At 73.9% G+C, this 20,705-nt stretch carries 17 protein-coding genes and 1 pseudogene; 12 read left to right on the top strand and 6 right to left on the bottom strand.

Annotated features, from left to right (window positions below; genetic code table 11):
* Positions 1 to 177: 177 nt before the first annotated feature.
* The 5 genes from OG875_RS28970 to OG875_RS28950 all read left to right on the top strand — a co-directional run bounded on the left by OG875_RS28970 (position 178) and on the right by OG875_RS28950 (position 6,733).
* Positions 178 to 1,923 carry a TIGR03767 family metallophosphoesterase gene (locus tag OG875_RS28970; RefSeq protein ID WP_330177189.1) on the top strand — a complete coding sequence of 582 codons (1,746 nt, stop codon included), beginning with the start codon at positions 178 to 180 and terminating at the stop codon, positions 1,921 to 1,923.
* A 260-nt stretch (positions 1,924 to 2,183) separates the two neighbouring features.
* Positions 2,184 to 2,702 carry a subtilase-type protease inhibitor gene (locus tag OG875_RS28965; protein ID WP_330177188.1) on the top strand — a complete coding sequence of 173 codons (519 nt, stop codon included), beginning with the start codon at positions 2,184 to 2,186 and terminating at the stop codon, positions 2,700 to 2,702.
* 412 nt (positions 2,703 to 3,114) lie between these two features.
* The gene (gene tgmA / locus OG875_RS28960; protein ID WP_330177187.1) at positions 3,115 to 3,306 is read left to right on the top strand and encodes a putative ATP-grasp-modified RiPP; all 192 of its coding nucleotides are present in this window, start codon (positions 3,115 to 3,117) and stop codon (positions 3,304 to 3,306) included.
* Between the two features lie 16 nt (positions 3,307 to 3,322).
* On the top strand, positions 3,323 to 4,255 hold the full coding sequence (tgmB, locus tag OG875_RS28955) for an ATP-grasp ribosomal peptide maturase (protein WP_330177186.1): 933 nt from the start codon (positions 3,323 to 3,325) through the stop codon (positions 4,253 to 4,255).
* A gap of 570 nt (positions 4,256 to 4,825) precedes the next feature.
* On the top strand, positions 4,826 to 6,733 hold the full coding sequence (locus OG875_RS28950) for an RICIN domain-containing protein (protein ID WP_330177185.1): 1,908 nt from the start codon (positions 4,826 to 4,828) through the stop codon (positions 6,731 to 6,733).
* A 418-nt stretch (positions 6,734 to 7,151) separates the two neighbouring features.
* Here the strand turns inward: OG875_RS28950 and OG875_RS28945 are convergent, their stop codons facing one another.
* A complete protein-coding gene (locus tag OG875_RS28945) occupies positions 7,152 to 8,045 on the bottom strand; it encodes a UbiA family prenyltransferase (RefSeq protein ID WP_443079295.1) in 894 nt (297 codons plus the stop codon).
* 139 nt (positions 8,046 to 8,184) lie between these two features.
* Here OG875_RS28945 and OG875_RS28940 point away from each other — a divergent pair, with 139 nt between their 5' ends.
* Genes OG875_RS28940 through OG875_RS28930 form a run of 3 tightly spaced genes read left to right on the top strand, consistent with a single transcriptional unit; the run spans position 8,185 to position 10,906 of the window.
* A complete protein-coding gene (locus OG875_RS28940; RefSeq protein ID WP_330177183.1) occupies positions 8,185 to 9,357 on the top strand; it encodes a type III polyketide synthase in 1,173 nt (390 codons plus the stop codon).
* Between the two features lie 14 nt (positions 9,358 to 9,371).
* A complete protein-coding gene (locus OG875_RS28935) occupies positions 9,372 to 9,896 on the top strand; it encodes an isoprenylcysteine carboxyl methyltransferase family protein (protein WP_330177182.1) in 525 nt (174 codons plus the stop codon).
* Positions 9,893 to 10,906, top strand: coding sequence for an NAD(P)/FAD-dependent oxidoreductase (locus OG875_RS28930; protein WP_330177181.1), 1,014 nt, complete (start codon positions 9,893 to 9,895; stop codon positions 10,904 to 10,906). The genes OG875_RS28935 and OG875_RS28930 overlap by 4 nt, the downstream gene beginning before the upstream one ends.
* A 75-nt stretch (positions 10,907 to 10,981) precedes the next feature.
* Here OG875_RS28930 and OG875_RS28925 read toward each other — a convergent pair whose 3' ends face one another.
* The 4 genes and pseudogenes from OG875_RS28925 to OG875_RS28910 form a co-directional block, all read right to left on the bottom strand.
* Complete coding sequence (locus tag OG875_RS28925; protein WP_330177180.1) at positions 10,982 to 11,464, bottom strand: NUDIX hydrolase; 483 nt, start codon at positions 11,462 to 11,464, stop codon at positions 10,982 to 10,984.
* 95 nt (positions 11,465 to 11,559) lie between these two features.
* Positions 11,560 to 13,200, bottom strand: coding sequence for an apolipoprotein N-acyltransferase (lnt, locus tag OG875_RS28920; protein ID WP_330177179.1), 1,641 nt, complete (start codon positions 13,198 to 13,200; stop codon positions 11,560 to 11,562).
* 216 nt (positions 13,201 to 13,416) lie between these two features.
* Positions 13,417 to 13,959: pseudogene (locus OG875_RS28915) on the bottom strand (hypothetical protein); the annotation flags it as partial.
* Positions 13,960 to 14,597: 638 nt separating this feature from the next.
* Positions 14,598 to 15,404, bottom strand: coding sequence for a glutamate racemase (locus OG875_RS28910; RefSeq protein ID WP_330177178.1), 807 nt, complete (start codon positions 15,402 to 15,404; stop codon positions 14,598 to 14,600).
* A gap of 58 nt (positions 15,405 to 15,462) precedes the next feature.
* Between OG875_RS28910 and OG875_RS28905 the strand changes: the two genes are divergently transcribed.
* On the top strand, positions 15,463 to 16,635 hold the full coding sequence (locus OG875_RS28905; RefSeq protein ID WP_330177177.1) for a glycosyltransferase: 1,173 nt from the start codon (positions 15,463 to 15,465) through the stop codon (positions 16,633 to 16,635).
* A 25-nt stretch (positions 16,636 to 16,660) separates the two neighbouring features.
* On the opposite strand, the gene OG875_RS28900 is transcribed toward OG875_RS28905, so the two are convergent.
* Complete coding sequence (locus OG875_RS28900; protein ID WP_330177176.1) at positions 16,661 to 17,923, bottom strand: TerD family protein; 1,263 nt, start codon at positions 17,921 to 17,923, stop codon at positions 16,661 to 16,663.
* A gap of 253 nt (positions 17,924 to 18,176) precedes the next feature.
* On the opposite strand from OG875_RS28900, the gene OG875_RS28895 reads away from it, so the two are divergent.
* The 3 genes from OG875_RS28895 (at position 18,177) to OG875_RS28885 (ending at position 20,581) form a co-directional block, all read left to right on the top strand.
* Complete coding sequence (locus tag OG875_RS28895; RefSeq protein ID WP_330177175.1) at positions 18,177 to 18,710, top strand: DUF6643 family protein; 534 nt, start codon at positions 18,177 to 18,179, stop codon at positions 18,708 to 18,710.
* A 91-nt stretch (positions 18,711 to 18,801) separates the two neighbouring features.
* A complete protein-coding gene (locus OG875_RS28890) occupies positions 18,802 to 19,719 on the top strand; it encodes an MOSC domain-containing protein (RefSeq protein ID WP_330177174.1) in 918 nt (305 codons plus the stop codon).
* A 253-nt stretch (positions 19,720 to 19,972) separates the two neighbouring features.
* Complete coding sequence (locus OG875_RS28885) at positions 19,973 to 20,581, top strand: Rv1733c family protein (protein ID WP_330177173.1); 609 nt, start codon at positions 19,973 to 19,975, stop codon at positions 20,579 to 20,581.
* The last annotated feature ends 124 nt before the right edge of the window (positions 20,582 to 20,705 follow it).

Genomic DNA, 20,705 nt, shown 5'->3' with positions numbered 1-20,705 from the left:
GTTTGCGGTTGCGAGTGATCCATGTGCGGCGATGGGCGGCGGGCGTTGCGGTCTCGTTCACGCGCGGGCCACGCCGGGTGCCCAGCATCGGAAGGGCCGGGGTCCGCCCGGCGTGCCGGGACGAGGTGCCAGACGCGGCCCGGCTGCCGCGACGTACGCACTCGGGGAGAGCGCACCATGTCACGCATCCGCTCGGCGGTCACCGCCGTCGACCGCCGTTCCTTCCTCGCCGCCGCCGGAGCCGTGGGCCTGTCCGCCGGTATCGGCGTGGCCGTCGGTACCGGCGGCGGATCCGGCAGCGCCGCCGCGGCGCCCGCGCCGACGGCCCCCGCCGGCCCCGTCCCCACCGCCGCTCCCGTGCCCGCGCCCTCCTCCGCCGGCCCCTCGGCCCCGCTGACGACGCTCCACTCGCGGTCCGTACCGCGCGACCGGGGCGCGGCCTTCCGGCGGCTCGGGGACGGTCCGGGCTGGCGCCGGGTCGTACGCGAACAGTTCGCGACCGCCAAGTCCGGCCGGGAGGACCGCCGTACGGTACTCAGCTCCTTCGTCCAGCTCACCGACCTCCACGTGACCGACGTGCAGCACCCCGTGCGCACCGAGTACGTGCGCAGTCAGTCGCCCGGCGCCTGGCGCCCCCATGAAGCGCTGTCGGTGGCCGGGGGTGTGTCGCTGATCGAGCGGATCAATTCGCTGGGGACGGGGCCGGCGACCGGCGCGCCGCTGGCCTTCGCCATGACGACCGGCGACAACACGGACAACAACGCGCTGTGCGAGCTCGACTGGTACCTGACCCTGATGAGCGGCGGGCTCGTCACCCCGAACACCGGGGACCCGGAGGCGTACGAGGGGGTGCAGAACTCGGGCGCGCGGATGTACTGGCATCCGGAGGACGGCGCGCCCGACGCCTACAAGCGCCTGGGCTTCCCGCGCGTCGAGGGTTTCCTGGAGGCGGCGCTGCGCCCCGTACGCAGTCCCGGCCTGGCGCTGCCCTGGTACTCGACCGTCGGCAACCACGACAGCCTCGCCAGCGGCGCCTACTCCGACCGGACCGGCTTCCTCGCCGACTTCGCCGTCGGGGCGCGCAAGCTGTACGACGTCCCGAAGCCGGACGCCGAAACGCTGCTGGCCCGGATCGCCGCGGGCGAGTCCGCCCACGGCGAGGCGGTCATCTCACTGCTGCGCCGCGAGAAGCGGCGGATGCGCGCGGTCACGCCGGACCCCCGGCGCGCGCCGTTCACCCCGCTCCAGTACCTGACGGCACATCTGGACCCCCGGCACACCGGGGCCGGGCCGGCCGGCCACGGCTACACCCGGGCCAATCTGGCGGACGGGAGTCTCGACTACACGTTCCCCATGGGGGAGAACGTGACCGGGGTCAGCCTGGACACCACCGACCACGGCGGCCACTTCACCGGCTCCGTGGGGACCGGGCAGCTGGACTGGCTGGAGCGGGTACTGACGGAGCACCGGGACGGCTGGGTGGTGCTGTTCACGCACCACAACAGCTGGACGATGGGCAACGAACGGCCCGACCCGGCACGGCCCGGGGAGGCGCGGCACGACGGGAACGCGGTCGTGTCGCTGCTGCGGCGCCACCGTTCGGCGGTGGCCTGGATCAACGGGCACAGCCATCGCAACGTGGTCCTGCCGCACGGTTCGTTCTGGGAGATCTCCACCGCCTCGCACATCGACTTCCCACAGCTCGCGCGGGTGATCGAGATCGCGGACAACCGGGACGGCACGCTGTCGCTCTTCACCACCCTGATCGAGTCGGCCGCGCCGCGCCCAACCGACTTCACGGACCTCTCCCCGACGGGCCTGGCCTCGCTCTACCGGGAACTGGCGCTCAACACGCCGGGGAGCCGCCAGGACCTGGCGGGGACGGACGACGCGCGCAACACCGAACTCCTCCTCCGTCGCTGACAGTCACATAATCCAAGATTCATACGTCCTTCCACCTGACAATCAAACCGTCAACCTGCCACACGAACTGCGAATCACTCCCTTTCCTCCCCACCCACCGCCCCCTCCCCACCCACCCGGACCAGGCGATTGTCCGCACAGAAAGCGATCGTGACGACACGCGGAGCGACGGAAACGGGCCGTGAAGCGGGCCTGACACCCCCGCCGTGAGCAAGACTCACGTCCGTTGTCCGAGACATCGACCCCAGGGAGTGTTCGCAATGCGGAGCATCGCAAGGGCCGCGGCGTGTGGAGCCGCACTGGCACTGAGCAGTCTGTCGTTCGCCGGCACGGCCGGCGCCGCCTCGACAGGAACGACCGGCGGGGCGGCCGTGGAGGCGGCCGCCGCGCGCGCAGCCATCGGAGGCGTGCCGACGGCCCCCGTCGCCCCGTCCACCGGATCGGAGAGCGTGTACGCGCCCTCGGCGCTGGTGCTGGCGGTTACGGACGGTGCCGATCACACGACCGGCACCGTACGGCGCGCGGTCACGCTGAGTTGCGCCCCCACGCCGTCCGGCAGCCACCCCGACCCGGTGGCCGCCTGCTCCGAACTCAAGCAGAACGGCGCGAAGTTCGACACCGTCACCGCCTCCGCGACCAACCGGGTCTGCACCAAGGAGTGGGAACCGGTCACCGTGACGGCCGACGGCGTGTGGGACGGGCAGCGCGTCGCCTACGCGCACACCTTCGCCAACTCCTGTGCCATGGACGGGGGCAGAGGAGCCGTCTTCACCTTCTGAGGCGGACCGGCCGGACCTCGGCCGGCGCACCGGGACAGGCGGCACCGGAGGCGGCCGGGGCGGGAGAATCTCCCCGCCCCGGCCGCCCGTGCGCGGGCGCCCGGGAAGGCCGTCGCGGCGCCTTCACCTCCCGGCCCCCCGCCGGGGAGGACCTCCGCCGGAATCGGGACAGGACCCCTCAATACCGGCAGTCCGGTCCACCGAACTCGGTTTCTCCACAACGGACTTGAGGACGTTTCACGACCCCGTCACCGCACTCCGGACCCCCGTCCGCCCAGGTCCGGAAGGCGGTGACGGGCGCTTTTGCTGACGGCCCGTCATATATGACGTTCCGTGCTGAGACCATTACGTCTTCGCCACGTATTGTTACCTGCGTGACAGACACACACTCTCGGGTCAGTGGAGGAGAATCATGCGACCGTTCGCGCTGAACTACGCTTTCCCGGCTCCGAGCTCGCCGGTCGTCGGACCTTTCACCTACGACTCCACGCTCCAGCTGAACGTCCTGCCCGACGGACGTCCCGCGATAGCCGACCGCGCACTGCTGCTGGCCGCCGGGTCCACGACCTCGACGGCCGGCTCCAAGACGCACTTCGACGACTGAGCGAACCGGCCACCCGATGACTGTGCTGATCCTCACCGCCGAGCAGGACGTCACCGCCGATCTGGTGGTGGCCGAACTGCACGGGCGCGGTACCCCGCTGGTGCGCTTCGACCCCGCCGACCTGCCGGGCGAGGCGGCGATGTCCGCCGAGTACGTCAGCGGCGACTTCCGCGGGCATCTGTCCGCGGGCGGACGCCTGTTGAGCATGGACGGACTGCGTTCGATATGGGTACGGCGGCCGGGTGCGAGCGCGGCCCACGCGCCGCACCCCTCGCCCTGGCTCACCGCCGAGTCCGCCCACGCCTTCTTCGGCATGCTGTACTCGACCACGGCGCGCTGGATGAACCACCCCCAGGCGGCGGCGCAGGCGCGGCTCAAGCCGTGGCAGCTGAGGGTCGCGCACCAGAGCGGCTTCGCCGTGCCGCCGACGCTCGTCACCACCTTTCCGCGCATCGCGCGGCTGTTCGCCGCCGAGCACCGGGACATCGTGGTGAAGTCGATCACCGGCCCGCCGCCCGGCGATCCCCCGGTGTCGCTGCCGACCACCCGGGTGGGACCCGGCGCCGACTTCTCCTCGGTCGCCGCCGGGCCCACCCTGCTCCAGCGCCATGTCTCCAAGCGGGCGGACATCCGGCTCACCTGTGTCGGGCACCGGCTCTTCGCCGCGCGGCGGGCCGCCACCCCCGGCCAGGTGGACGGCCGGTACGACGGGAGCGACCACCCGTGGGAGCCCGTCGAGGTGCCCGAGCGCATCAACCGCGCCGTGTACGGGTACATGCGCGCCGCCCATCTCGCCTACGGCGCCTTCGACTTCGCCGAGGACACCGACGGCACCTGGTGGTTTCTCGAATGCAATCAGGGCGGCCAGTTCGGCTTCGTGGAGCTGGAGACCCGGCAGCCGATCGCCGAGGCGGTGGCCGACTGGCTGGCCGAACCGCCACCGGTGTAGACCGCGCCCCGGCGGATTCCCGCAGGCCCGGGGGCGGGCGGCGGGTCCCGGTCGAACGCGAGCAGGGCTCGCGTTCGACCAACGGGCTGCGTCGGCCGTAGAGTTGCCGACGCGGTGCGACTGCGAAGACCTTGGTACGGTCCGGGCCCCTCGGGGTCTCCTCGGCGACCCCATTCACCGGTCGCCTCTGGTATTTCCCCGGCCCGAATTGGATCGCGCGACGGATATCCTTCCCCGGCGCGTTCTTCAACAGCGCACCGAATAGCCGTGGTTGGAGATCCCTTGTTTCACACACACGGGCTGTGCAATGGTGAACGCGCGCGGTCGGCAGCAATGCCAAGAGCGCTCAACCGTTCGATTCGAGGACGGTCCGGCCACCCGGAAAAGCCTTCCGGGTGTCACCGTGCGCCGCCCTCCCCCCGCGGATCTCTTTCCTGGAGGCAGCACACCGCCCACCGATACGCAGCATTCGCCCCAACGCCCTTTCAGCCGGCCGGAAAAACACTGCCGCCATCACCGCGTCAAGGGACTGGACGCCCCCCACTCAGTGCCCTGGAAGGCAGGACCTCAGTGCAGGATCCCCGTACGTCCAGAACCACCCCGCCCCCGCCGGCCGGCCGTCCGGTCCCCCGTCCCGAAGGCCCGGACGCGGAGCTCGTCGCCGCGCTCAGGACCGGCGACAGCGACGAGGAGGACCACGCCACCGCGCTGCTGCTGGCCCGGCACTGGGGTGCGCTGCTCGACTACGCCGAGATCCGCTCCCCCTCTGCGGACGCCGCCTCGATGCTCGCCACCGCCGCCTTCGGCACCGTCCTCGACGCCCTGCGCCGCCCCGGTCCGGTCCCGGCCCTGCGGCCCGAATTCCTGGTGACCGCACGGCATACGGCGGGTGTCTGGGCGGCCGAGGGACAGCGGACCGACAACGTCTGGGAGCACCCCGGACATTTCACCGACACCGGCGCGGGACATCCCGACGGGCCGCAAGCCCCGGAGAACCGGCGGCTGGCCCTGCACTCCTTCCGGTCAATGCCCGCGCCCGCGCGGACCCTGCTCTGGCACACCGAGGTCGAGGCGGAGCCCCTGTCCGTACCGGCCACCCTGCTCGGCATCGACCCGGAAATGGCGCCCACCGAACTGGAACACGCGCGGGAACTCTTCCGCACCGGCTGTGTTCGCGCGCATATCCATCTCGCGCCGGACTCGGAATGCCGCCATTACAACCGTCTGCTGGACGTCTCACTGCGACGGGGCGGTCCTTTGCTCCCGGACATCCAGCAGCATCTGGCGATCTGCGCCCATTGCGCCTACGCCACCGAGCAGTTCGTCCACTCCGCGGGCCGCCCGGCCGCCCTGCTCGCCGAGGCGCTCCTCGGCCCGCACGCCAGGCGCTACCTGGACACCCGGCCGGGCAGACGTGGCCGCTCCCGGTCCGCGCGCGCGGGCGCCCGGCGCGGCGGACGGCACTCGGTGGGCGGGCGTCCCCGGGTGCTGCCGCGCGTGACGGTGCTGGGCAAGCGGGTCATGAGCACGCCGGGCCGGCCGAGGACGGTCCTGCTCAGCGGGCTCGGTCTGGTGACGGTCGGCCTGTTCGCCGTGACCGTCACCAGCCTCAGCTCGGGGGACCGCGGCGGCCAGGCGATAGGCCCGGCCGTGCCCATCGGCACGGGCTCCTCCCCGACCGCCACCGACCCCGGCTCACAGGGCGTCTCCGGGCCCGGCGGGCAGCCGCCGAGCGGCGCCCAGGACCAGCGGCCGGACGTCCTGCGCACGGCGCTGCGCAGCGCGGACGCCGACCTCTGCCTCGATCTGCGCGACACCCGGCCCGACATCGGGTCCGAGGCGACCCTGGCCATCTGCTCGTCGTCGGCCGACACCCAGCGGTGGCAGTACGAGGACGACGGGCTGCTGCGCAGCGGCGCCGACGACGATCTGTGCCTCAACTCCCACACGGTGGACGGCTCCCTGGTCCTCGGGCTCTGCGCGCCGCCGGGCGCCGACGACGCCGCGGACGTGCGCTACGACCTGACGCCCCAGGGGCAGGTGGTCCCCCGGTGGGACGACTCGCTGGCCGTCGTCCCGACCACTCCCGTGGCGGGCACGTCCGTGGTGGCGAAGATCCGGGACGGGTCCTCCGCCCAGAACTGGTCGACGGACGCCCCGCGCGACAGCCCCCGTTCCCTGCCGGTCGTGGGCGGCGGCCGTCCCACGGCACCACCGGAGGGCCCGGCGTCGGTGCGCCGGAGCACGATCGGGTCGGAGCGGCTGACGGAGCGACGCGAGGAACGGCGGTCGCAACAACTGGAGGACCGGCAGGAGGAACGGCGTACGGGCGGCCGGGGCTGCGAGACACCGGCCGACGCGGACAACGATGTCCGTGGCCACCACACCGACCGGTCCGACGACGACGCCCGTTCCCGCGAAGGCGCCTACGACCGCGACCGCCGGGAGCACTGCGACGACACCCGGTTCGGCGACTGAGCGGGGCGGGTACGGGAGCGCCCGGCGGGGGCCGTCCCGCCCCGGCGTCCTCATGGGAGCGCGAGCCGCCCGCAGGGGCGGGGGCGCGGCGTCCGGCGCGGTGCGCCGCACGGCGGAGGATCGTCGTGGTGCGAGGCCCGGACGCAGGTAGGCGTGCGCGGGCCTAGGAGGACGACCCCGCGTACGACGCGGGGCGCCGTGCCGGCCGTTCCGGGCCCGCGAAGATCCTCCGGGCCGCGCCTGGGATCTGTCGTTCGGATCAGGCCGGATCAGTGAGTGCCCGACGCGTCAGCGGCCGATGTCACGTCGGTGCCGTGGATCGCGGGGCGGAGGAGGGAGCCGTGCCTCCCTCCCGCGCCGACACCGCGGCGAGGCGTGGTGCCAGGGCGCGAGCCCGGCAAGATCCGAACGACAGCGCCTAACCGACACCCGTCCCATGGACAGCCAGCAGGGACACGTCCAGTGCCGCCACCGTGACCGCCGCGACGAAGGGGGTTTTCGGGTGGCGGCGGGCGAGGAGCAGGCCGGTGGCGGCGATCGTCCCGGCGGCCGTCGGGACGAGGACGGCCGCCATGCCCGCGGGACCCGGTGGGCCGAGCACCGGCACCGCCGAGGCAGCGACCAGCGGCACCGGGAGCAGCAGGCGGGTGCCGGTGGTGCCGAGCCGGTGCGGCAGGCCCCGTACACCGGTGGCGAGGTCGTCGCGGATGTCGGGCAGGACGTCCGCGAGGTGTGCCCCGACGCCGAGCAGCGCCCCCGTGGTGACGGCCCACCAGGCCGGCCACGGGCTGCCCGGCAGACTCAGTGAGACCAGCGCGGGCAGACTCGCGAATCCGAGCGCGTACGGCAGCCAGGACAGCGGCGTGGCCTTGAGCCGCAGGTTGTACGCCCACGCCGCGCCCACCGCGCCCAGATGCGCGCCGCCCGCGAGGGCGCCGCAGGCCAGGGAGAGCGGCACGCAGAGCGCGAGCGCCCCGAACGCCGCCGCCCACACCGTGCGTCGGCCGACCGTGCCCGTGGCGACGGGCTTGTCCCGGCGGCCGTTGACGGTGTCGCGGCGGGCGTCGTACGCGTCGTTGCACCACCCGACGGAGAGCTGACCGGTCAGCACCGCCGCGACGAGCAGCGCGCAACTTCCCACGCCGTGCCCGGAGGTGACGGCGAGCACGAGCGTGAGCCCCGTGACGGCGGCCACCGGGCCCGGATGGCAGGACAGCGCCAGCGCGCGTCCCGTACGGACCGGCCTCGTACGGGCCGGGGTACGCCTCCCGCTGCCCGGCCCCGCCTCCCAGGTCGGCGTCGCGGGGGACATGTCGGTATTCGCGTCGGCGTTCACGAGCCGATCGTAGGCACGCCCGCCACGTGGGCGCGCCATCCGGACGGGCGACAAACGGTGTCCCATCCGGCGTCGCGCGTGTTGGAGGGGTCATGACGTTCTCAGGCTGGAATCGATGACCCGAATCGCCGCTGTGCACGGCGTCCTGCCCCCGTACCGACACACCCAGTCCGAGATCACCGACATGGTGGCGCGCACCTGTCTGCCGGCCGGGGCGGACCGGCGGGTCCTGGACCGGCTGCACGCGAGCGCGCGGGTCGGCTTCCGGCACATGGCCCTGCCGCTGGACGACTACGCCAAGATCGACGGGTTCGGCGCCGCCAACGACATCTTCATCGAGGTCGCGGTGGAGTTGGGCGCGGAGGCGATCCGGGGGGCGCTGCGTACGGCGGGTCTCCGGGCGGAGGACGTGGATCTGCTGCTCTTCGCCTCCGTGACCGGCGTTGCCGCCCCGTCGGTGGACGCCCGCCTGGTGGGACGGCTGGGGATGCGCCCGGATGTGAAACGGCTGCCCGTCTTCGGGCTGGGCTGTGTCGCGGGCGCGGCGGGGCTGGCGCGGCTGCACGACTATCTGCGGGGCTGGCCGGAGCAGGTGGCCGTGCTGCTCTCGGTCGAGTTGTGCTCGCTCACCTTCCAGCGTGACGACGCGTCGTCGGCGAATCTGGTGGCGAGCGGGCTGTTCGGGGACGGGGCGGGGGCCGTGGTGGCGGTGGGCGAGCGGTTCCGGGCGGGGCGCTCCGGTGCGGCGCGGTCCCTCGCGACGGAGCCCGTGTCGAACGGAGTCGCGCGGTCGGGAGCCACGCGGCCGGAGAGCGTACCGCCCGAAGTCGTACGGCCGGACACCGCGACCGCCGGTCCCACGGTCGTCGCCACCCGCAGCCGTATGTATCCGGACACCGGTCATGTCATGGGCTGGTCCGTCACCGCGTCCGGCTTCCGGGTCGTTCTCGATCCGTCCGTCCCCGCCGTCGTCCGCCGCCATCTCCCGGACGACGTACGGAACTTCCTCGCGGAGCACGGTCTGACGCCCGCCGACGTCACCGCGTGGGTCTGCCACCCCGGGGGCCCCAAGGTCCTGGAGGCCGTGGGCGAGGCGCTGGGGCTGCCGGAGGGGGCCCTGGACGTCACCTGGCGCTCGCTGTCAGAGGTGGGGAACCTGTCGTCGTCCTCCGTGCTGCACATCCTGCGCGACACCCTCGCCGACCGCTCCCCCGAGCCCGGCACCCCCGGCCTGATGATCGCGATGGGTCCCGGGTTCTGCTGCGAACTCGTGCTGCTTCGCTGGTGAGTTGGAGAGAACACATGGAGTGGTACACGCTGCTGGTGCTGGCCGTCGCGGGCGAGCGCGCCGCCGAACTCGTCGTCGCCCGCCGCCATACCCGCTGGAGTCTGGAGCGCGGCGGCAGGGAGACCGGCGGCGGGCACTACCCGGCGATGGTCGTCCTGCACACGGGCCTGCTGGCCGGCGCGCTCGCCGAAACAGCCCTGGCCGGGCGGCCGTTCGTGCCCGTGCTCGGCTGGACGATGGTGGCCGTCGTCGTCGCGGCCCAGTCGCTGCGCTGGTGGTGCGTACGGACGCTGGGTCCGCGCTGGAACACGCGGGTGATCGTCGTGCCCGGTCTGCCGCCGGTCGCCACCGGCCCCTACCGTCTGCTTCGTCATCCCAACTATGTCGCCGTCGCCGCCGAGGGTCTGGCGCTGCCGCTGGCGCACGGGGCGTGGGTGACGGCCGCCGTCTTCACGGTGCTGAACGCCGCCCTGATGGTGGTCCGCGTCCGGTGCGAGAACACGGCGCTCGGGTTCGCGGGCGCCGGTGCCCCGGCGTGATCGACGTCCTGGTCGCGGGCGGCGGCCCCGCCGGTCTGGCCGCCGGGATCCACGCCGCCCTGGCGGGACTGCGGGCCGTGGTGGTGGAGCCGCGCACCGGGCCGGTGGACAAGGCGTGCGGGGAGGGCGTCATGCCGGGCGGTGTGGCGGCGCTGCGCGCGCTGGGGGTCGAGGTGTCGGGGTACGAACTGCGCGGTGTGCGCTACCGGGAGGGCGTACGCGGCGCCGAGGCGTGCTTCCGGGACGGTACGGGGCTGGGTGTGCGCCGCACCGAGTTGCACGCCGCCCTGCGCCGCCGGGCCGACGACCTCGGGGTGGAGACGGTCCGGGGCAGGATCGGCGGGGTGCGGCAGGACGCCGACCGGGTACGCACCGGGGAGTGGACCGCGCGGTGGCTGATCGCCGCCGACGGGCTGCACTCACCGGTCCGGCGCGGTCTCGGGCTGGAGCTGCCGGACCGCGCGCCGTCCCGGTACGGGCTGCGGCGGCACTTCCGTGTGGCGCCCTGGTCGGCGTTCGTGGAGGTCCACTGGTCACGGTGGGGCGAGGCGTACGTGACGCCCGTCGGGGACGATCTGGTGGGCGTGGCGGTGCTGAGCCACGAGCGGCGGAGTTACGACGAACACCTGGGCGCCTTCCCGGACTTGGCGCCGTTGCTGCGGGAGCGGCCGGCGAGCGCGGTCCGGGGCGCGGGGCCGCTGCGGCAGCGGGTGCGACGGCCACGGGCCGGGCGGGTCCTGCTCGTCGGGGACGCCGCCGGTTATGTCGACGCGCTGACCGGGGAGGGGGTGGCCCTCGCCCTGTCGACGGCCGAGGCGGCGGTACGCGCGCTCGCCGAGGGTAGGCCGGAGACCTATCCGGCGGCCTGGGGAAAACTGACGAGGCGTCACCGGCTGCTCACGGAGGGCCTGTTGCGTGCCGCGCGTGGTCCGCGTGCGGCACGCCTCGTGGTGCCCGCCGCCGCGCGGTTCCCGTCCCTGTTCGCGGCGGCCGTGCACGCGCTCCAGTAGGACGGCGGTCGCTCCGCCCTCTCCTGTCGCACCCGGCCCGCCCGGCGACGCCTGTCGCGTCAGGCGCCGGTGGCGTCAGACGTCCGTCGCGGGCCGGAACCAGGTGGGCCCGTCCGAGAGCGCCTGCTTGATCCGGAACCGGGCGAACTCCCCCAGCTCGGGCAGCGCGTCCACGGAGAACCAGCCGACCTCCAGCGACTCGTCGTCGTTGACCCTGGCCTCGCCGCCGACGGCCCGGCAGCGCAGGGTGATGTCGAGGAACTGGCACCGGTCCCCGTTGGGGTACGTGACGGGCTCCGGCAGCGCGTGGACGAGGACGACGCGCTCGGCCTTGCAGCGTACGGCGGTCTCCTCGTACACCTCGCGCTCCGCCGTCGTCGCGGGATCCTCCCCCGGCTCCGGGATCCCGCCGACGATCGACCAGGCGCCGGTGTCGGCGCGTCTGCCCAGCAGCACCCGGCCCTCGTCGTCGAAGACGACGGCGCTGATCCCCGGCAGCAGCAGCAACTGGTGCCCGGCGGTGGCCCGTAGCTCTTTGATGAAGTCCGGCGTTCCCATGCCCCCGACCCTATGCGCGGCGGACCGCCGGCTCTCCGGGCGGGCGGTCCGCCGGCGCCCCTCAGTCCTCCCGGGCGGGGGTCCGCCGGTTTCGCTCAGTCCTCGGGGTGGGCGGCCGGGCGCCGCCGGGCGCGTACGCCGCGCACGGCGACCGTACCGAGAGCGCCGAGGGCGATCGCCGCCAGCAGCGCCTCCGGCAGCGTGCCCAGCCGGGTCGCGGGCGTCTGCGAGGAGCGCAGCGGCATCGCGCGGACGAGCGCGTCGGGGGTGAACATCTTCGTCTCCTCGACCACCCTGCCGTCCGGCATGATCATCGCACTGACACCGCTGGTGACGGGCACGACCACCGACCGGCTGTGCTCGACGGCCCGGACACGGGACATCGCGAGCTGCTGGTAGGTCATCTCGCTGCGCCCGAAGGTGGCGTTGTTGCTGGGCACGGCGATCATCCGGGCGCCGTGGGTGACGGTGTCGCGCACCGCCCAGTCGAAAGCCGCCTCGTAGCAGGTGGCGAGCCCGACCCTGGTCCCGGCCAGGTCGAACACACCGACCTTGTGACCGGGGCCGAAGTCGCGCCGTACCCGGTCGACGTCGGCGCTGAAGATCCGTACGAAGGACCGCATCGGGATGTACTCGCCGAACGGCTGCACATGGCGTTTGTCGTACGTCGCGACGGGGCCGCTGCCCGGCTCCCACTGGATCAGCGAGTTGCGCAGCTTGCCGGTGTCGGGCGAGAGGACCGAGCCGACGACGGTGGGTACGCCGATCGCGTCGACCGCGTCGTCGATGACCAGCCGGGCGTCGCCGTTGCGGTAGGGGTCGAGGTCGGAGGAGTTCTCGGGCCAGAGGACGAAGTCCGGCCGCGGCACCTTGCCCGCCTCGACGTCGGCGGCCAGCTGCTCGGTGCGGGCGGCGTGGTTGTCGAGTACGGCGCGGCGCTGGGCGTTGAAGTCGAGTCCGAGGCGGGGGACGTTGCCCTGGATGGCGGCGACGGTCGCGGTGCCGTCCTCGGGTGAGGCGTCCACGAGGGGCAGCGCGGCGAGGGCGCCCGCGACGGGGACGAGCACGGACAGCGCGGCGACGGCCACGGCGGCGCGGGGCACGGGGCGTGCGGCGCCCCCGGTGGAGGCGGCGGTGCGGCGCTCCCGGTGGGCGAGGACCTGGCGGACCGTCTCGTACAGGCCGAAGCCGCACAGGACGACGGCGAAGCCCAGTACGGGCGTACCGCCGACGGCCGCGAGCGGCAGGAACATGCCGTCCGCCTGGCCGAAGGCGATCTTTCCCCAGGGGAAGCCGCCGAACGGGAACCGGGCGCGCGCGGCCTCGCCGAGGACCCACACGGCCGCCGCGAGCACCGGCCACGCCGGCAGCCGCGACACGGCGGCGATGCCCGTCCCGACGGCGCCGACGAACAGCGCGGAGACGGCGGCCAGCGCGATCCAGGGGAGCGGGCCGACCTCCTCACCCGTCCACTTCAGGAGCGGCAGCAGGAATCCGAGCCCGACGAGGAAGCCGAGCCCGAACCCGGCGCGCGGGCGGCGGCCCCGCAGCGTCCAGCCGAGCAGGGCGAATCCGGGCAGCGCCAGCCACCACAGGGGGCGGGGCGGGAAACTCGCGAAGAGCAGCAGCCCGGACAGGGTCGCGGCGCCCGGCCGCAGGAACCGGCGCGGCCACCGCCGCCCACCGGGCGCGGGGAGGGGCTCTGCGGGTTCGACGGGGGTGATGGTGGTGCTCACCCGGCGGAGTCTACGGCGGGGGCGGCGCGGGGCGGCAGTCCGGCCGGTGGCCGCACGGCCGGTTCAGACCTCGGTGGACCCGCCGAGGGGCGTTCCGCCGCCGGTGGCGGGACCGCCGTTGCCCCGGCCGCCGGTGCCACGGCCACCCGCCGCCCGGCCACCTGTGGCGCGGCCTCCCGTGGCGCGGTCGAGCGCCGATTTGCCGAGGCCGACGCCTCCGCCGGTCGCCGCCCGGAGCCGGTCGCGGATGACGCGGACCGCTGCCTCGGCGTCGTCGACGGTCACCGTGAACGTCCTGCCGTCGCCGAGGGTCAGCGCGACGCCCTCGCCGCGCCGCACGACCACCGCCGTCCCCCGCTCGGGCCGCCAGCGGTAGCCCCAGCCGCCCCACTGGCGGGGTGTGACGCTCGGCACGAAGTCGGCGCCGGTCACCTGGGCGAGCGGGATACGGCGGCGCGGCAGCCCGACATGGCCGCAGCGCACCTCCAGGTGCTCGTGGTCGACCTTGACCGCCACGTGCACGAAGGCGAGCGTCCCGCAGAGGATCAGCAGCCCGGCGGCCACACAGCCGATGACCGACGCGGCCAGCGCCACGACGCCGGTCTCCCAGGACGATTGGATCGCCAGCTCGATGCCGAGAGCGAGGCAGGCCGCGCCCACCACGGCGAACAGCCACTGAATGCGGTTGGTCGCTCGGCCGGTCCAGGTGTCGGGGAGGGGCACTGTGCCAGGCCCCCCTCGCCGGGGGTGCTCCGTCATGATTGCAGCGTACTCACGAACCTCCGGGTGAGCACCGCCGCGACGGCGCCCGGAACGACCGCCTCCGCCAGGTCCCTTGTCTCCCCCGCCGGAGCGCCGCACGGTGACGATGACCACAGCGGCCCGGCGATCCCGGTCATGGGGGTGCGGCCCGTCGAGGGGCGCCCGATGTCCGTACGCCGCGGAGAGCCGGCCTCCTACCGAGGTGCGCACGTGGCCGACTCCGCCGCCGCGTGGCGGCGTCACGGCGTGGCCGGGCGTCGACGTCCCGCCCAGGCCGTGCCTGACAAATAGCGCCCTCAGGGCGGGGCGTGCGGCCCGCCGGCACGCGGCCGACACCGCCCGCCGTGCGTGCGACCGCACGGCGGAGGATCAGGCTCGCACCGGGCGCACGTGACCGACTCGGCCGCCGCGAGGCGGCGTCGCCCCGGCCGGGACGCCGACGTCCCCGCCGGGATCGTGTCCGGCACGTAGCGCCCTCCGCCCGCGGGGCGGGGCGTGCGGCCCGCCGGCACGCGGCCGACACCGCCCGCCGTGCGTGCGACCGCACGGCGGAGGATCAGACTCGCACCGGGCGCACGTAGCCGTGGCTCCCACAACCACCGCGAGGGTGCGTGCCGGGTGTCGTGCGCCAGGCGCTACGTCGCGGACCCGGCCTGGTACGCGTGGGTGACGCCCGCGAGCAGGCGGCCCTCCGCGTATGTCAGGGCCGCGTCCGGCAGCGCCGACGGCCGGCCGCCGAGCAGGACGGTCAGCCCGCCCGGCTCGGCGTCCGCCGGGGCCGCCGGGGGGTCGCCGAGGCGGCGCAGTGCCTGCGCGACGACGGCGCCGGCCGAGCCGTGCAGGGTGACCTCCGGCAGACCGGGCTCCCGCAGGGCCGCCCGGATGCGCTCGCCGACCAGTTCGTAGTGGGTGCAGCCCAGGACGACGGTCCTCGCCGCGCGGGGAGTGCGGGCCGCAGCGTCGGCGACGGCGCGGGCGACGGCCGCCTCGTCGCCGCGATCGATGGCGTCCGCGAGGCCGGGGCACGGCACCTCGGTGACGTCGACGGTGGCGGCGAAGGTACGGATGAGGCCGCGCTGGTAGGGGCTGCCGGTGGTGGCCGGGGTGGCCCAGATCGCGACGGGTCCGCCGCCGGCCGCCGCCGGTTTGATCGCGGGGACGGTGCCGACGACGGGGACACCGGGCTCCAGGGCGGCGCGCAGCGCGGTCAGGGCGTGTACCGAGGCGGTGTTGCAGGCGACGATCAGCGCGTCGGGCCGGTGCGCGGCGGCGGCACGGGCCACCGTGAGCGCGCGGGCGGTGACGTCGTCGGGGGTCCGGGGTCCCCAGGGCATTCCGCCGGGGTCGGAGGAGAGCACGAGACCGGCGTCCGGCCGGAGCCGGCGGAGGGCGGCGGCAGCGGCGAGCAGTCCGATACCGGAGTCCATCAGCGCGATCTTCACCCGGTCACCATAGACGACCGGTCTTGCGGTCCCGCCGTCGTGGGGCAGACTGCGGCGAATGAGCGCCATCGCCTGGATCGCCGCGGCCTCGCTGGCCGCCTGGGGCTTTCTGTTGCTGGGTCAGGGGTTCTTCTGGCGTACGGATCAGCGGCTGCCGCCGCGCGCGGTCCCCGAGGTGTGGCCGTCGGTGGCGGTGGTCGTGCCCGCGCGGGACGAGGCGTCGATGCTGCCGGTGAGTCTGCCGTCGCTGCTGGCGCAGGACTATCCGGGGCGGGCGGAGGTCTTCCTGGTCGACGACTCCAGCACCGACGGTACGGGCGCGGTGGCCCGGGAACTGGCCGACCGGTACGGCGGTCTGCCGCTGACGGTGGTCTCCGCGCCGGAGCCGGCGCCGGGCTGGACGGGCAAGCTGTGGGCGATGCGGCACGGCATCACGCTGGCGCGGGAGGGGGAGCCGGACTATCTCCTCCTTACGGATGCCGACATCGCGCACGAGCCGGACAGTCTGCGCGAGCTGGTAGCCGCCGCCGGGACCAACGGGCTGGACCTGGTCTCCCAGATGGCCCGCCTGCGGGTGGTGACGGTCTGGGAGCGGCTGATCGTGCCCGCGTTCGTCTACTTCTTCGCGCAGTTGTATCCGTTCCGCCGGGTCAACCGGCCGGGGTCGCGTACGGCCGCCGCCGCCGGAGGCTGTGTGCTGCTGCGGACGGAGGCGGCCGAGCGGGCGCGGATCCCCGACTCGATCCGGGGGTCCGTGATCGACGACGTGTCGCTGGCGCGTGCGGTACGCGGGGCCGGGGGCCGGATCTGGCTCGGTCTGGCCGAGCGGGTGGACAGTGTGCGGCCGTATCCGTCGCTGCGGGATCTGTGGCGGATGGTGGCGCGGTGCGCGTACGCCCAACTCCTGCACAACCCGCTGCTGCTGGCCGGTACGGTGGCCGGCCTCTCCGTCATCTATCTGGCGCCGCCCGCGGGCGTGTGCGCGGCTCTGGCGGGCGGTGACACGGCGGCCGGTCTGCTGGGGGGCGGCGCGTGGGCGGTGATGGCCGGGACGTACGTACCGGTGCTGCGGTACTACCGGGAGTCGCTGTGGCTCGCTCCCCTGCTGCCGTTCGTCGCCCTGCTCTATCTGCTGATGACGGTCGATTCGGCCGTGTCGCACTATCGGGGTCGCGGTGCGGCCTGGAAGGGGCGTACGTACGCCCGTCCCGAGGCCGCACCGGAGCCCTGAGACGCGAGGGCGGCGGAATGGGCCGTCACTTTCGGCCGGGTGTCCAGTTCATGCCCCAGCCGTACGCGTAGTCGATGGTGCGCTGCGGGCTGACTCCGCGTTCCGGTACGAGAAAACGCGCTTCGCGCTGGACGAGGAGATCGGATCCGGTATTGGTGATCAATGCGAGCGCGCAGACCGTGGAGGGAACGGTGCACTCGCCGAGTGAGAAGTCGATCGCGGCGCCGTTCCGGGGCTGGAGGGTGACGGTCGCGTCGAGATCGGCGAAACTGCGCGCGCCTTCGTAGATCGTCACGAAGATGACGACACGGCGCAATTGGTGCTTGTGGTCGAGGTTGATGCTGAGGTTCTCGCCGTTGGCCGACCCTCCCGTGCGGTCGTCGCCGTCGAGGTGGATGAACGGCGGCTGGTGAAGCGCGCCGAAGGCGTTGCCGAGTGCCTGGACGACGCCTTTGCGCCCGTCGGTCAGTTCGTAGAGCGCGCACAGGTCGAGGTCGAGGTCGCCGTGCATGGCGACGGCCCGGCCGAGCTTGGCGCCCCAGCCCTTGAACTGCTTGCGCACCTGCCAGCTCAGATTGACGCGCATCTCACCGGAGTTGCCGCCCTGCTTGGACAGGGAGACGGTCGGCGCCTCCTTGGTCAGCGTGACCTTGCTGAGCCGTACCGGGGCCGCGGCGGCGGAGGGCGCGGGAGCGGCGGGCGGGGCCGGGGGTGTGTACGCGGGCGGCGCGGGGGCGACGGGCGCGGGCCGGGCGGTCTGCTGCGGCTCGTCGACGCTGATGCCGAAGTCCGTTGCCAGGCCCTCCAGTCCGCTGCTGTACCCCTGGCCGACGGAGCGGAACTTCCAGGCGCCCTGGCGCCGGTAGAGCTCGCCGAGCACGAACGCCGTCTCGACGGTCGCGTCCTGGCTGTCGTAGCGGGCGATCTCGGCGCCGGTCGCCGCGTCGAGCACCCGTACGTAGAGACCCGGCACCCGGCCGAAGGGGCCGCCGTCCGCCGAGGCGGCCACGACGATCCGCTCGATGTCGGCCTCCACCCGGGTCAGATCGACGGAGACGGTGTCGGTCACCCCGCCGGGACCTGTGCCCTTGCCGTCGTGGCGGACGGCGCCGGACGCGTGGGAGGGCTGGTTGTAGAAGACGAAGTCCGCGTCGGAGCGGACCTTCCCGGCCTTCAGCAGAAGCGCGGAGGCGTCGACGTCCGGTGTGCCGGGCGCCGAACGCCAGCCCAATTCGACGCGCACACTCGGTGCCGCCACCGCAACATTGGCTCCCTTAAGCATGGACATGCTCGCCCCCATCGAGATCGCGCGACCGAATGGTCTCCGTCGCTCTCCACCTAATCACCGGGACGGTGATCTCGCCCACGTCAGACCCGGCGGTAACCCTTACCTGGCTTGGCTTTTACACGATCACTACGGTCCTGGGCGACCGATTTTCCCACGTTCGCTCGCATTGGGGATCCGAACTGGCCCAGAGCGCGCAAAAGAACACACTAATCGGACTCCCCACTTGGCACATCGTGGGCTTAACTTAGGTTCCATGACCTCCCCCCGCTCGACCTACGGCGGCGGTTACTACACCGCGCCGTCGTTCCCGGACACCCCGATCTACGACTCCCTGGTCGCGGAGCGGGGCACGCCTCAGATCGCCCCGATCCGAGTGCCCTCCGCCTACGACACCGGCAACACCGGCTACCAGAGCAACAGCTATCTGCCGGCGCTGCCTTCGGCGCTTCCCGCCCTCCCGGCGGCCCCCTCCCAGCCCACGCCCTCCTACGGCGGGTACCAGCCGCAGCCGGCGCAGCATCCCGTGCCGCTCCAGCAGGCCCCGGCGCCCTACATCCCGCAGCAGGCGCCCGCGCCCCGCGGCGGCTACCAGGGCGGGCAGCCCTACCAGCCGCCCCAGCAGCAACAGCAGCCGCCGCGTCCCCAGCAGCCCCGTCCGCCGCAGCAGCAGCGACCGGGATCGCCCACGGGGTACGAGGCGATGCGCCCCGCGTCCCCGCGTCCGGCCCCCACGCCGGCGCCGTACGACGACCCGTACAACCGCCCCTACCAGAGCCGGGGTTACTGACCCCGGGAGGTCCGGAGGCGCGGCGGCGGCACGGGGAGCACCGGGCGGAAATCGGCCGGTGGTCCCGGGGGTCCGCTGGCAGGATGACCGTATGCCGCAGCCGTCCTCGCCCGTCCTGCACTCCCTGCGCGTACATCCGGTGAAATCGGTGGGAGGTTTCACGGCCGACAGCGCGTTCGTGGAGCCCTGGGGTCTGGCGGGCGACCGCCGGTGGGCGCTGGTGGACATGTCGGACCGCGCGGTCACCCAGCGCGAACAGCCGCGGCTCGCGCTGGCCCGCGCCGTGTCGTCGCCGGACGGCGGGATCGTGGTGCGCGCGCCCGGCCGGGAGCCGCTGGAGGTGGCCCGCCCGTCGGGTGACGGGTCGTCAACCGACGCCGCCGGTGCGGGTGTTGACCGTCCCCGGCCGGCGCTGCCCGGTGACGGCGTCGTGGTGAACCTGTTCGGGACGAAGGTCGACGCCGTGCTCGCCGACACGCGCGCCGGTGACTGGTTCAGCCGCCACCTCGGGGTGGAGGTCCGGCTGATTCATCTGGGGGACCCGGCCCACGCCCGGCCGGCGGATCCGCGGTACGCGCGCGCCGGGGAGACGGTCAGCCTCGCCGACAGCAATCCGCTCCTCGTCGTCTCCCTCTCCTCGCTCGACGCTCTCAACTCCCTGGTGGCGCAAGGCGATCACGCCTACGAGGGCCCGCTGCCGATGAACCGTTTCCGTCCGAATCTCGTCGTCGCGGGCACCGCCCCCTGGGCCGAGGACGCGTGGCGCCGGATCACGGTCGGCGAGGTCACCTTCCGGGTCACCAAGCCGTGCGCGCGGTGCGTGATCACCACGGTCGACCAGGAGACGGGGCGGCGCGGCAAGGAACCCCTGCGGGCGCTCGCCCGGCATCGCCGATTCGACGGAAAGCTGCTCTTCGGGCAGCATTTGACGCCCGAGAACACCGGCACGGTCCGGGTGGGAGACCCGGTGACGATCGTCACCGGGACCCTGGACACCGACCGGTCCTGAACGCGTCACCGGGGCCGTGAGCGTTCCGGAACGGTGAACGGACGCGGTCCCGGGGTGAGCGGTCCGGAACCGGCGGGCGGTGCGGAACCGGCGGCCGGTGCGGAACCGCCGGCCGGCCCCGCCCGTCGGACGAAGGGGTGATGTCCCTCTCCCTTCGGCCCTTTCGCGCGTGCGCCGGGACCGGCAGGGGCTATGACGGACGCGGCAGGGAACGCGCAAGGCGGGGAACGGAACAGGGAAGGGGTGCGGCACGATGCGAGCGGTCGTGGGACTCCGGCGCTGGCGGGACAACCCGCTGCGCAGAACGACGGATCTCGTCGAGGCGTGGGTCGCGCTCGTCGCCCTGGTCCTGACGCTCCTCGGTGTACCGGCCGTCGGCTGGGTGTCGGGCGCGCTGGCCGACGAGGCGCTGCGGCGCACCATCCGCGCCCAGCAGGAGGACCGGCAGCGTACGGAGGCGGTGGTGGTCCGCCGGTCCACGTCACCGACGCGGATGGCGCAGGACCCGGAGGCGTCGAGCGAGCGTGACGTCGGCAGGCCGGTGGTCGCCGGATGGACCGCGCCGGACGGCGGCCGGCGTACCGGACTGGTCCGCTCCGCCTCGCCGCAGCTGCGGGCGGGCGACACCTTCACGGTCTGGACCGACCGTTCCGGGCGGATCGCCCCGCGCCCGACGGACCCCGCCACCGCCCGTACGCACGCCGTGCTCGCCGGGCTCGGGCTCGCCGCCGTCTTCGGCGCGCTGGTGGAGGCGGGACGGCGGCTGGTGGTGTGGAGACTCCACCGGCTCCGGTACGCGCGGCTCGATCTGGCGTGGGCGCAGGTCGGCCCCGACTGGGGCCGTACGGGCGCGGGCAGTTGAGCCGGGGGCGCCGGCCGGGGCGTCTCCGCCGGGCGTGGCCGCCCGCCGGACGGACGTGCGAACCACCGCGGGAACCGGTCTTGGGTCAACCCACCGGTGCCGCGCGCGCTACGGTGGGGCGACC

This window comes from Streptomyces sp. NBC_01498 (assembly GCF_036327775.1).
In the GTDB taxonomy this organism is placed as follows: Bacteria; Actinomycetota; Actinomycetes; order Streptomycetales; family Streptomycetaceae; genus Streptomyces.
Note: the sequence above shows the minus strand (reverse complement) of the source record. Positions and strands in the feature narration are given on the sequence as shown.

Bases quoted from the DNA above. Each gene is read 5' to 3' on its own strand.
- OG875_RS28925 (WP_330177180.1), bottom strand. From the start codon at position 11,464: ATGGGAACGCCGGACTTCATCAAAGAGCTACGGGCCACCGCCGGGCAC.
- OG875_RS28940 (WP_330177183.1), top strand. From the start codon at position 8,185: ATGACCCGAATCGCCGCTGTGCACGGCGTCCTGCCCCCGTACCGACAC.
- OG875_RS28905 (WP_330177177.1), top strand. From the start codon at position 15,463: ATGAGCGCCATCGCCTGGATCGCCGCGGCCTCGCTGGCCGCCTGGGGC.
- tgmA (WP_330177187.1), top strand. From the start codon at position 3,115: ATGCGACCGTTCGCGCTGAACTACGCTTTCCCGGCTCCGAGCTCGCCG.
- OG875_RS28965 (WP_330177188.1), top strand. From the start codon at position 2,184: ATGCGGAGCATCGCAAGGGCCGCGGCGTGTGGAGCCGCACTGGCACTG.
- OG875_RS28935 (WP_330177182.1), top strand. From the start codon at position 9,372: ATGGAGTGGTACACGCTGCTGGTGCTGGCCGTCGCGGGCGAGCGCGCC.
- OG875_RS28895 (WP_330177175.1), top strand. From the start codon at position 18,177: ATGACCTCCCCCCGCTCGACCTACGGCGGCGGTTACTACACCGCGCCG.
- OG875_RS28970 (WP_330177189.1), top strand. From the start codon at position 178: ATGTCACGCATCCGCTCGGCGGTCACCGCCGTCGACCGCCGTTCCTTC.
- OG875_RS28900 (WP_330177176.1), bottom strand. From the start codon at position 17,923: ATGTCCATGCTTAAGGGAGCCAATGTTGCGGTGGCGGCACCGAGTGTG.
- OG875_RS28945 (WP_443079295.1), bottom strand. From the start codon at position 8,045: ATGTCCCCCGCGACGCCGACCTGGGAGGCGGGGCCGGGCAGCGGGAGG.
- tgmB (WP_330177186.1), top strand. From the start codon at position 3,323: ATGACTGTGCTGATCCTCACCGCCGAGCAGGACGTCACCGCCGATCTG.
- OG875_RS28890 (WP_330177174.1), top strand. From the start codon at position 18,802: ATGCCGCAGCCGTCCTCGCCCGTCCTGCACTCCCTGCGCGTACATCCG.
- OG875_RS28885 (WP_330177173.1), top strand. From the start codon at position 19,973: ATGCGAGCGGTCGTGGGACTCCGGCGCTGGCGGGACAACCCGCTGCGC.